This window comes from Flavobacterium sp. HJSW_4, from assembly GCF_042436695.1.
Lineage (GTDB): Bacteria > Bacteroidota > Bacteroidia > Flavobacteriales > Flavobacteriaceae > Flavobacterium.
Map to the genome: position 1 here is coordinate 1 of NZ_JBHNPP010000024.1, position 11,460 is coordinate 11,460.

The following is an 11,460-nucleotide window of genomic DNA, read 5'->3' on the forward strand; positions in this document are numbered from 1 at the left end:
AGTTTTTTCTTTCATATTCTAAAAATCTTGCCTCTTGCTTCTTTCTTCTATCCCGTCTCTTACTTCTTCAATTCTTTCAACTTCGATTCCATCACATCTTTATTCAATTTTACTTTTACCATTCCTGTTGGATGAAATCTTCTTTTTAAATCGATTGCATTATAAACTATGGTATAAACGTCGTTTCCTTCTGGGATTAGGCAAAGTGGAGTTCTCATAATATCCCACCATTTATCTACTTTGGTTTCGATTGGCAAATAATGTGCTTCTGCCCAATTAACACCGTCTGCTGATAATGAATACGCAATCATGTTAGGTAAATGATGTCCCCAACCGTCTGGACCTCCGTCGAAAATTGCGATATACAATCCGTTTGGTAATTGGCTCACAATTGGATTTTCAACAAAAAGCGGATGCATTGTTTTAATTGGTTCCAAACCTTTGTTCATTCTCAACCAAGGGCCTTCTAAACTTTTGGATTCGGCTAAAGCTACAAACCATCCTTTTCCTGATTTCTTTGGATAGTCTGCCCAAGAATTAAACGGATAAGCCCCGCTATAAAATCCGAAATATTTGTCGCCAACTTGGTATGGAAAAAAAGAAGCAACACCTTGACGTCCTTCCCAAGGTTGAGAATCTAATCCTGGTTCCATAATAATTCCCATATCTTTATACGGACCACCGATTCCCTCCATTCCTTCTACCATCGATTCACAACGCCAAATTCTTCCGAATGAGTGATTTGGTTCTATTTCTTTACTTACAGTATACGCCAAATAATAGCCGTACCATTTGTTTGCTTTTTCATTAAAAACAGGCATATACGACCAAATTGCAGCGCGACGATCGTTCATTGGATTATCGTCTTCTGTTACAGCGTAAGTTCCGCTTGCTTGATAGATTGTTGATTCTCTTTTCCAATGAATGGCATCTTTACTTGTCCAATGTCCGATTTTAGTTTTTACACGATCATAATAGTAATCAACGCCTTTTTCACCCGCTCTTTCTGTTGGAAACATATGATACGTATCGCCCACTTTTACCACGCGTCCACCTTCAAAACCTCCTTGGATTCCTTCAGTTCCAGACATTCCTTCATCAATAACGGGTTTATTTTCTCCACCAATAACTTCAAAAAGCGGTTTTTCATCTGAGAATCCTTCTACAATAAAAGTTGGATTCCAAAGTTTTCCATCTGGTAATTCGGCGTTTCTTGATTTTAAATTTTCAGAAGCTTTTACAACTCCTAAAATGGCAAATAATCCTTTTCCTTGTGGATTTATAGTTTGAGTTCCTTTTGAAAAAGAAAGCGCATAAACATTTACTGGAGGTAATCCTGTAATGGTAACTCCATTTTCTAAAATTAATTTCGCATCTTTAAGATTCTCAGATTGAAGATATTCAGCATTTTTATCCTGAAAAACACCAACCAAAACCGTTACAGGTTCTTTAAACTTTAATTGTAAAGGAGCATTTGTTCCGTTTTTATATTTATCTAAAGGAAGTTCAATTCCTGTCAATCCTTGCAATTCTGGAGCTAAACGAACAATATTGTGTTTGCTTCCTGAAAAAACATGAGCGTATTGAGTGGTTTTGAAAGTTTTGTAGTTGGATTTTACGATTTCAAATGAAGCTGGTTTCCAAGCGTTTTGTGCTGTAACTTGAATGCAGAATGCCAGCGCAAAGAAAATGGCCGTTTTTAATTTGAAATTGTATTTTTTACTTTTTGAAAACATTGGTTTTTATTTTTTATTAATTTCAGCATTTCCACAATCTTGTCATTTCGACGAAGGAGAAATCTCCGCAAGAAGCTCTACAAAGTATTTCTTCTCTTTGTCGAATATTGTCGCGGAGATTTCTCCTTCGTCGAAATGACAAAACTAGCGTGATAATCTTTGTGGTTACGAGTGTGATTTATCGTTCCTCGAAATGACAAACTGAACGTTATAAACTATGCGCTAATCACTAATTACTAAGAGCTAATCACTAAGAAATTAAATCGCTTTATAATTCACTATATACTCCACATTCGGTTTTACAATAAGCTGATATTTATTTTTTGCTAATTCTGTAATTGTTCCTGAGTTTGTTTTGGGTTTGCTTGCGCTTTTGAAAATTAATTTTCCTTCTCCTTCGCCTGCTTTTACTTTAATTTCTTTGGTACTGCAATACACGGCAACTTCTCCGTTTGGTGTTGGCACTTTTCCTTCCATCCATTTTAAACCTCCTAAATTTGGTTTGATTTCATATTCTGAATATCCTGGAGCTGTTGGTTTTACACCTAAATAATATTTTCCTAATAAATAAATTGGACTTGCTCCCCAAGCGTGGCAAAGGCTTTTTCCGTAAGGACGACCATACATTTCTAAATGGCCTTTTCCGGTTTGTTTTGGATCGTATTTTTCCCAGAATGATGTTGCTCCAAGATTTAACATGCCGCCCCAATAATCGCGAATTTCATTTAAAACAAATTTCTGTTCATCCATCGCACATAAGGCTTCCAACTCATAAAAACGCATGTATGGTGTTGTGATTTGAAGAACATCTTTATTTAATAATACCTTATTTTTTACACTTTGTTTTTGTTCTTCCGTAAAATAATTGAAGAAAATACCGAACATATTAGCATATCTAGTTACAATATTTTGCATTTTTCCATCGATACGCTGGTGCTTCATTACGTTTTCTTTTTTATCCCAAAAGACATCAAATAAGCTAGTTTTTAAATCAGCAGCTAATTTTTGATATTGTTTTTGGTCATCATTTTTACCAGCGATTTCAGCACTTACAGCCATAGCTTCTAAACTTCTTGCCAAAAGCATTTGCTCAAAACTAACTTCGCCTGTTTTTGGCAGTCCATCTGCCCAATCAATGAAAACCCAGTCACCTTCTAATGGTTCTAGGAATCCGTTTTTGTTTCTTCTTTCTAAACAGAAATCCATCAGCGATTTCATTCTTGGATAGTATGTTTTGATGAATTTCGTATCTCCTGTGTGCAAGTAGTAATCGTAAACACCCACAAACCAATATAGCGAATAATCCATAATGATATTAACGTGAGCCGTTACAGGATCTTTTCCGCGAAGCGCTGACATCGTTCGTTCTACAGAAGGCGAATCAAAGAATAAATAATAATTCATTAAATAACTTTGATAAGCGTCTCCAGACCAAACCCAACGGTCGCGTTTGATTCCGTCAATAAAAAATTCACGAGAAGTTAAATGCATCGTGTAAGCCGACACATCCCAAATTTTATTCAACAATTGATCTGAAGATTTGAATGCCCCACGATAGTCTAATGGTAAATATTCATACAGCATCGAAATCGAATCGTATTTTACGCCTGCATCTGCCTGTACTTGAACATATCTGAATGCTTTTGATCCATCGTGTGTGTAAGTTTCTGTCTGTTTTCCATCAAAAGTTAAATGATCTAAAGTTTCACATTTGGCAGAATCCAAAGCTTCTTCACGAGATTCACCATAATAAAGCGCTACTTTGCCTTTTCCTTTTAAACCGTGAATTTTGATATAACCAAAAGTTTCTTTTCCGAAATCTACTAATTCACCACCAGCTATTTTTTCTGTTTTTTTAGCACTTAAAGGTTTTGTAGTTAATTTAAATTCAGAAGGTTTACTTTCTGGCGAATTAAAATTCCAAGAACCAACAGGAACCCAAGGCGTGCCAGATTGCTGTGCTTTTCCAGCTTCGTCAATCCAAAGTTTATCTTCGTTGGTTACTTTCCAAGAAGCATCAGATTTCACATATTTTCCAGAAATATAAATTGCTGGCAAAACTTCTTGATTGTAAACTTTAAATGAAATTTTGTGTTTTCCAGCTGGAACTGTTATTGATTTTGGCTGTCCGTAAATTTGAACGCCATCTAAAAGTAATTGAAAAGGTCCTTCAGAGAAGATTTTTACTTCGTCTGGTTTTGGAATATCTACTTCGGTTTGAAAAGTTACCAAAGCATACGGACTATAATATTGCCAAAGCGGCGGAAAAACTGCTTCGCGTTCTGTACGTCTTACTTGCATTTTATTGCTTAACCAAACTTCGAAATCGCCTGGATACCAAATCCATGTCGCTTCTTTTGATTTCTCTTGAGCAAACAAGGAATCGGAAGGACAGAAAATAATAAGAACCAATAAAAGTTTAAAAATGGAAAAGCGGTTTAGCATAGTAAGTGTATTTTGGGACTAAAGATAAGTGTTATCTTTACATTTCACAACCTGTACTATCCTGCTATTTCATAAAAAACACTACTTTTTGATAATTTTTTAAGGGAAAAATTATGAGGTATCACTTTTTTAGTATTAAAAAAAATGATGTCTCGATTTTTTATGGGACGCTGATGAAACGGATTTATAATCTAAGCAATCATTTTATCAGATTCATTTTCATCTTCTAAAATATAATTAGAAGGCGTTGTGCCTAAATGTTTCTTAAACATAAAAATAAAGGCACTGGCTGTTTCATAACCTAAATCTAAAGCGATTTCTTTGATGGATTGTTTCTCGCCTAATCTTTTTATGGCTTCCAATAATTTCATTCGGGTTCGCCAATCGCTGAAATTCATTCCTAATTCTTTTATGAATAAGCGTGACAAAGTTCTACTGCTCATAAAAGAAAGTTCGGCGTAATAATCAATCGTTTGTTTGCTCGAAACATCACTCATTAAAAGCTCAACTACTTTCTGCAATCTTTCATCATTTGTAGTGGGTAAAAAAGTGGCGCTTGGCATTATTAAAGCCAATTCGTCTAGAAAAACGGCAATAATTCGTCGTTGTGAATCTGTTAAGTTTCCGCTTGTTCCGAAAGAAATGATTTTGAAAACCAATTGTTTTAAAAACATCGGAATATCAAATGAAAAACTATTTTCTGGCAATCCTTCCATTGCAGACGGATCAATAAAAACGCTATAATAATTTACATCTTTCTGAAAAGTAACCTGATGCTCTACTCCACCCGGAAGCCACAAGCCCTGAAGCGGATTAACAACCCAAATATTATTGCCTACTACAACATTCATTACACCGCGCGTTGCATAGATTAATTGCCCTCTTGGATGAGAGTGTGAAATACACATTTCGTTGGTTACCATTTCAGTATAACCAACAACTGGGATTGAGGAATCTACTTTGTATCCAAAATCCGTTGCAACTCTATATGTCCGATATTGACTATTCATTGTCCAAATATAGCAATTTTGACATTCTTATTTATTTCAATTTTGTAAAAAATTAATACAGCTGTAATTTTTAAAAATACCATTAACCTAAAAAACACTCATGGAAACCGTTAAAGTACAACCAGAAGTAATTAAAAAAACGACGTATTCGATACTTTTTATAATCAGCTTTTCGCATTTAATTAATGATCTTTTACAGGCTATTGTTCCGTCGATTTATCCACTTATCAAAGACAATTTCGGACTGAGCTTTACGCAAATCGGAATCATCACTTTTACATACCAAATCGTAGCTTCAATCCTGCAGCCGTTTGTAGGAATGTATACCGACAAAAATTCTAAACCATATTCATTAATTATTGGAATGTGTTTTACAATGACCGGATTATTCCTAGTCTCAATTGCTACGAATTTTACTTTCCTTTTAATGTCAGTAAGTTTAATCGGAATTGGATCTTCGATTTTTCACCCAGAATCTTCGCGTGTAGCGCATTTGGCATCGGGCGGTAAAAAAGGGTTGGCGCAATCTATTTTTCAATTAGGAGGAAACGCAGGAAGTGCGATCGGACCTTTATTGGCGGCTTTTATCATTATTCCGAACGGACAAAGTTATGTGGCTTGGTTTTGTATTATCGCTTTAATTGGAATTTTTGCTTTGTATAAAATTGCAATTTGGTACACAGATCATTTATCTGAGAGAATGGCTAATAAATCTGCAATGAAAATTGAAACACACCATTTATCTAAAAACCGTGTGATTGTTTCATTAGTAATTCTATTAGTTTTAATTTTCTCTAAATACTTCTACATGAGTAGTATTACGAGTTATTACACTTTCTTTTTGATTGATAAATTCCATATTTCAATTCAACAATCGCAAGTATATTTATTCTTGTTCTCTGGAGCTGTTGCAGCAGGAACTTTAATTGGAGGACCAATTGGTGACCGTTTCGGAAGAAAATATGTAATCTGGGTTTCTATTCTTGGAGTTGCTCCATTTACGTTAATATTGCCTTACGTTTCTTTATTCTGGGTTGGAACTTTATCTGTAATTATCGGTTTGATTCTTTCTTCTGCTTTCTCTGCAATTTTAGTTTACGCAACTGAATTAATGCCAGGAAAAGTTGGTTTAGTAGCGGGTCTTTTCTTCGGATTTGCTTTCGGAATGGGCGGATTGGGTTCTGCTGTTTTAGGAAAAATCGCCGATGCAACGAGTATAGAATATGTATTTAAAATTTGTGCGTTCCTGCCTTTGATCGGTATTATCACTGGTTTTTTACCGAATATTGAAGGAAGAAAAAAGACTGAGAAATAATTTTTCTTTTTTTCTAAACACATAGAAACATAGTATTTAGATTGTCTGAAAAAGGCAATTCTTTATTAATAAAACACATAGTTTTCTAGATTAGAAGCTATGTGTTTTTTATTTATAATCCTTTTCAGAACATTGCCCAAGGTATCAACCTTGGGAGCGTAATGTAAATCCGCAATAATACGTTTCCCAATGTTGAAACCTTGGGCTATGTTTGAATGCCTGATTTTATTCTGATTCGTTATTTAATGTGATAACAATTTTATTCTTCTCCTGTTCAACCGTAACGGACTTCCCGCAATTAAAACCGATTTCCTGAAGCCATTTTCCGCAAAGACGAATTTCAGGAAATATCACATAACGACTATACGATCTTGAAATGTATTTTCTATGAATTTTTAATTGCCTTTTTGCTGATTGTTTCATCTCATTATTTTTTCACAGAAACAAAAATAGTAATAATTTTATCACAAATAATAATTAAATATCATCAAATTATAATTTCATGATGCTTTTGATTAACTTTTTTATAATTTTTAATTATATTTAAAATGCATCATATTTGCATAATATAGCAATAAATCATCATTGTGTCGAAACTTAGGTTAAATAGAATAAAAGTTGTTTTAGTTGAAAACAACAGAAGTAGTAAGGAATTAGCTAACCATTTAGGTAAAACGGTAGCTACTGTTTCGCGTTGGTGTACTAATGAATATCAGCCTTCTATTGAAACACTTTATGAGGTTGCCAAATATTTGAAGGTTGATATTCGGGAGTTGCTGGTTTCGACTGGGAAGTAAATTATGTTCTAAAATGATAATATTTTCTGTAATCAAAATCAGCTGGTAATTTTTTTTCACACTCTTCTTTTATCATCCTATTAGAATAAACAGCTTGACCTCTGCCGGATATTTGTCCGTTGCTATTTACAATTTCTAATAAACGAATAAGTTGATCGGCTGAATAATCACTAAGAAAACTTTCTAGACGTCGATAGTTATAATCTGCTGAATCAAAAGAATTACTTTTAAAATAAATCAAATTCAACAAATTAATAAATTCCGTTTTTTTATCAAATTCTTTATATAAATTTAAAATATTTAAATATTTATTATCACTGATAAAAAATCTAGGACTATCATCAAAGGCAGATATTATATTAATAGCATAATCATCAAATGAATCATATACAAACCAGCTCATTAATTTATATTCTTGTGATGCTAAAATTTCAATTCCTATATTTTGTTTATTAAGTTCACTTAAAACTGGATATATTTTTGGATTTCTAAACAAAAGATTAAAAAAATGATCTGTGCATATACCTGGCGTAATTTCATTAAAATGAGTTTCTTCTGTCCTTAACATCTCAAGTATGTTAGGTTGATTTTTTCTAAATATAATTTCTAAAGTTTTAAAATTAATCTCTCTATTTTGATCAGCCTCGTCGTTCTCAAGTTTAAAAACAAATTTCCAAAGTTTTTTAAATATATCTTTGAAAGTTTCCATTCTTAAGCCTTTAAAATATTTTGCATTAAGAAATCTACTTAATTCATCATCCGTTACAAACCTATCCTTATTTGTTGCCAAATCAACAATTAAATCCTGAAATATTCTTGCAGAAAAAATTGGTGGTTTTGTTAGAACACCCTCCAGAATATTTTTAATATGAGCTTTAACCGTTTCTTTATTTGGTTGATATAAAATAGAAGTTTGATTTAGAACAGGATGAGCTGAAAGATGTCTATGCTTATGGAGTTGATTTATACTTTCAAGATCGGGTATTTCTAATAATTTAGTCCGAGATTGAATCATTTCAATTAACTTATTCTCCCAATCAGGAGATCTTGGGTTTTCCTTTTGTAATACTTCTATTTCTAACAATATTTTTTTTGCTGTCGAATCATTATAAATATCACGTAAATCTTCAAGTTTAAAAATTAAATCGCATATAACAACTGAGTAAAGCATTACAATTGAAGATCTAAAACAATTAGAATAATAAGTTTGAACAACTTCTTGAAAATATTGTTTTGTCTTTGAATTGTAAATATTGTCAATCAAATTTTCTATTGAATGATCCATATCGTTTTTGGTTTATAGTGGTTAATTTATTTTGCAATAAAATCTTGAACACTCAATTAAAAAGTCTACAAAGTTTCTATCAAATATAATTGATTTAAAAAATATTTTTGAAAACTTTATTTCCTAATTATTGAGGTGTAAAAAAACGCTTCAAATAAAGAAGCGTTTTTTATTATTATGTTTTTATTGAATTACCTAATTCCCATTAAAAACCAAATACAAAGCCAAAATCACCAATCCTAACAATCCAAACAACAACTTGACTTTCTTACTAGTTTTAGGAATATCAGTTTCATCTGAAACATTAACCTCAGGATTTTTATCGGTTAACGAAATTAGCACTGCAGCAATTAAAAGCACAGCAAAAATGTAAAACGAAATCAATAAAAAGTGAGGCCAAACTGGGTATTTATCGGCTGGGAAAATCCATAAATATAAAACTCCAACAAATAAACTAAAAGCAGAACCCCAAGAAAGCGTTGCATTTACAGCTTTTTTAGTGGTGCGTTTCCAGAAAACACTCAAAAGGAAAACAACAGATAATGAAGGCGCCAAGAAACCTAAAACCGCCTGAAAAATGTTGAATAAGTTCTGTCCTTTGATGTTGTCAATCGCAACGGCTATCAAAATCGCAAATACACATCCTGCAGCAATCGTTAAACGACCAATTCTAATTTGATCTTTAATAGTCGCTGTCGGGTTGATTTTCTTTACATAAATATCATTCGTAAAAACGGTACTCAAAGCATTCAACGAAGAACCAATTGTTCCTACCAAAACCGCAATCATTACACAGATTACCAATCCGTTCATTCCACTTGGGAAAAGGTTTGTAACCATCGTCATATAAGCCAAATCGGAGTTGCTTCCTAATTCTGGATATAAAGCGTAGCATAAAATTCCAGGTAAAATAAATAACGGAAGCGCCATAACTTTCAGCCAACCAATAAAGTTAACTCCAAGTTGTCCTTGTTCTAAATTTTTTGCTCCTAAAACGCTCTGAACCATCGATTGATCGGTACAGAAAAAAGCAACTGCAGCAACTGGATATCCTAATAAAATAGCTGGCCACGGATAACTTGTATCATCTGAAGGACGAACTAAATTCCAAAAATTAGAAGGTGTTTTTGCTGCTAAAGCTTCAATTCCGCCAACCTTTTGCAACCCTAAATACGAAAGCGTTAATGAAACCACAATCAACAGAATCATTTGAAAAACATTGACTTTAGCAATCGCTTTTAATCCTCCTGCAAAAGTAAAAATTCCTGAGAAAATTACTAAGACGGTAACGCTCTGCCACATCGGAATTCCCAGAATCTGACGCACTAAAACGCCTCCGCTGAATAATCCCAAAGACAACCAGCTCACCAAGATTTTTACCAAAGCGTACCAAGCTAAAATGTTTTGAGTACTGTCGCCGTAGCGTTTTCCCATATATTCGGGCATTGTGCTTACTTTACTCGCAATATAACGCGGTGCAAAAACCATCGCCAAAAGCAGTAAAAAAACAAAGGCGTACCATTCGAAATTTCCTGCTACAATTCCTGTTGCATAACCAATACTGGCAAAGGCTAATAAAGACGACGGCCCCACATTGGTTCCCCACATGTTAAACCCGATGCTGTACCAGTTTAATGAATTTCCAGCCAAGAAAAGCGTTTCGTCTTTCTTTCGCTGCTTGACACTTACCACATAACCAATGATTAATAATGCGACTAAATAACCAGCCACAATTACAAAATCAAGTGTCGTTAATTTATCGTAGATACTGTTCATAGTCCGTATTCGTTAAGAATATCGGCAATTTTAACCGGCATTCCAGTTTGCAGCGATTTGTCCATTGCTTGTAATAAAGCTACGGTTCCAATTCCTTCTTCCATGTTTGGATACGCTTCGAAATTCTGTTCGATACTGTCTACAAAATATTCTAAATAATTCTGATATTCTCCGCCGTGATGACTTTGTCCCTCAAAACGGAAATAATATTTTAAAGTGCTGTCGCCCCAAGTCACTACTTTTTCCTCACCTGTTTTATCGGTAACTGCATAACGCAATTCGTGATAATCGGCTTGGCTTGCTCCTTCTGTTGCTCTTAAAATGGTACTCATCCCGCTGTCACGTTGCGCTGGCTGAGTTGGCGAAGTATAAACACCACTCACACGGGCAATTCTTCCATCAGTCGCTTTGAAAATAAAGTGCATTGTATCTTCATTTTTCAATCCTGCCGATTGTCCGTTAGCGCTGATCATTCCGTAACCCATTACTTCCTGAATGTTTGGCAAATACCATCTTATGAAATCTACAGGATGGCTCAAACCTCCGTACAACCATTTAAATGACTGTAATAAAGACCATTCTTTCTTTAAAAACCATCTGTGATCAGCGTGGTATTGTGCTTCAATGGTAATTAAATCGCCAATTAATCCTGCTTCGTAATCTGCTCTTTGTCTTTTTGCTGGTTCGAAGAAACGTGAACTTTGCCCGATAAAAACCTTTTTTCCTGTTGATTTGCTTAGTTCTAACAATTCTTTTGCATCTGAAAGATCATCGATAAACGGTTTTGTACAAACGACATGTTTTCCATGCAATAATGCCTGTTTTACGTGTTGTGCGTGCAAATGATCTGGCGTATAAATCGCGATAATATCAATTGATGCGTCGTTTAGTAAATCATCGTAATTGGTTGTGTACGAATGAAAATCGAATTCTTTGGCTCTCTGCTTGCAGATTTCTTCACTTCTGTCGCACACTTTTACAAGTTCTAATTTTGAACTTTCTAAAGCCGCCGACATTGTGCTACGTCCTTCTCCAAGTCCTAGAATGGCTATTTTTAACATGGGGTTAGTTATTTTAGATTGTTAGTTTTTTTTTT

The 11,460-nt window shown here is 34.1% G+C and carries 9 protein-coding genes; 2 read left to right on the forward strand and 7 right to left on the reverse strand.

All coding sequences use genetic code 11. From position 1 onward, the window contains the following. Positions 1–59: 59 nt before the first annotated feature. The 3 genes from ACE01P_RS18810 to ACE01P_RS18820 form a co-directional block, all read right to left on the reverse strand. Positions 60–1,736, reverse strand: coding sequence for a hypothetical protein (locus tag ACE01P_RS18810; RefSeq protein WP_379700538.1), 1,677 nt, complete (start codon positions 1,734–1,736; stop codon positions 60–62). A gap of 258 nt (positions 1,737–1,994) precedes the next feature. Beyond that, the gene (locus ACE01P_RS18815) at positions 1,995–4,181 is read right to left on the reverse strand and encodes a family 78 glycoside hydrolase catalytic domain (RefSeq protein WP_379700540.1); all 2,187 of its coding nucleotides are present in this window, start codon (positions 4,179–4,181) and stop codon (positions 1,995–1,997) included. A gap of 191 nt (positions 4,182–4,372) precedes the next feature. Then, the gene (locus tag ACE01P_RS18820) at positions 4,373–5,191 is read right to left on the reverse strand and encodes an AraC family transcriptional regulator (protein WP_379700542.1); all 819 of its coding nucleotides are present in this window, start codon (positions 5,189–5,191) and stop codon (positions 4,373–4,375) included. Between the two features lie 100 nt (positions 5,192–5,291). Here ACE01P_RS18820 and ACE01P_RS18825 point away from each other — a divergent pair, with 100 nt between their 5' ends. Continuing rightward, positions 5,292–6,506, forward strand: coding sequence for an MFS transporter (locus ACE01P_RS18825; protein ID WP_379700545.1), 1,215 nt, complete (start codon positions 5,292–5,294; stop codon positions 6,504–6,506). Between the two features lie 225 nt (positions 6,507–6,731). Here the strand turns inward: ACE01P_RS18825 and ACE01P_RS18830 are convergent, their stop codons facing one another. Continuing rightward, a complete protein-coding gene (locus ACE01P_RS18830; RefSeq protein ID WP_379700547.1) occupies positions 6,732–6,929 on the reverse strand; it encodes a SymE family type I addiction module toxin in 198 nt (65 codons plus the stop codon). Positions 6,930–7,093: 164 nt separating this feature from the next. Between ACE01P_RS18830 and ACE01P_RS18835 the strand changes: the two genes are divergently transcribed. Then, on the forward strand, positions 7,094–7,303 hold the full coding sequence (locus ACE01P_RS18835; RefSeq protein WP_379700549.1) for a helix-turn-helix transcriptional regulator: 210 nt from the start codon (positions 7,094–7,096) through the stop codon (positions 7,301–7,303). Position 7,304: 1 nt separating this feature from the next. On the opposite strand, the gene ACE01P_RS18840 is transcribed toward ACE01P_RS18835, so the two are convergent. From ACE01P_RS18840 to ACE01P_RS18850, 3 genes are all read right to left on the reverse strand, one after another. Beyond that, positions 7,305–8,588 (reverse strand): hypothetical protein, encoded by a 1,284-nt coding sequence (locus tag ACE01P_RS18840; protein WP_379700551.1) that lies wholly within the window; start codon positions 8,586–8,588, stop codon positions 7,305–7,307. Between the two features lie 195 nt (positions 8,589–8,783). Next, positions 8,784–10,364, reverse strand: coding sequence for a sodium:solute symporter (locus ACE01P_RS18845; protein WP_379700553.1), 1,581 nt, complete (start codon positions 10,362–10,364; stop codon positions 8,784–8,786). Next, on the reverse strand, positions 10,361–11,425 hold the full coding sequence (locus ACE01P_RS18850; RefSeq protein ID WP_379700555.1) for a Gfo/Idh/MocA family protein: 1,065 nt from the start codon (positions 11,423–11,425) through the stop codon (positions 10,361–10,363). The genes ACE01P_RS18845 and ACE01P_RS18850 overlap by 4 nt, the downstream gene beginning before the upstream one ends. Between the last annotated feature and the right edge of the window lie 35 nt (positions 11,426–11,460).

Excerpts from the sequence above, each read along its gene's own strand:
- ACE01P_RS18830 (WP_379700547.1), bottom strand. The coding sequence starts at position 6,929 with ATGAAACAATCAGCAAAAAGGCAATTAAAAATTCATAGAAAATACATT.
- ACE01P_RS18815 (WP_379700540.1), bottom strand. The coding sequence starts at position 4,181 with ATGCTAAACCGCTTTTCCATTTTTAAACTTTTATTGGTTCTTATTATT.
- ACE01P_RS18850 (WP_379700555.1), bottom strand. The coding sequence starts at position 11,425 with ATGTTAAAAATAGCCATTCTAGGACTTGGAGAAGGACGTAGCACAATG.
- ACE01P_RS18825 (WP_379700545.1), top strand. The coding sequence starts at position 5,292 with ATGGAAACCGTTAAAGTACAACCAGAAGTAATTAAAAAAACGACGTAT.
- ACE01P_RS18840 (WP_379700551.1), bottom strand. The coding sequence starts at position 8,588 with ATGGATCATTCAATAGAAAATTTGATTGACAATATTTACAATTCAAAG.
- ACE01P_RS18820 (WP_379700542.1), bottom strand. The coding sequence starts at position 5,191 with ATGAATAGTCAATATCGGACATATAGAGTTGCAACGGATTTTGGATAC.
- ACE01P_RS18810 (WP_379700538.1), bottom strand. The coding sequence starts at position 1,736 with ATGTTTTCAAAAAGTAAAAAATACAATTTCAAATTAAAAACGGCCATT.
- ACE01P_RS18845 (WP_379700553.1), bottom strand. The coding sequence starts at position 10,364 with ATGAACAGTATCTACGATAAATTAACGACACTTGATTTTGTAATTGTG.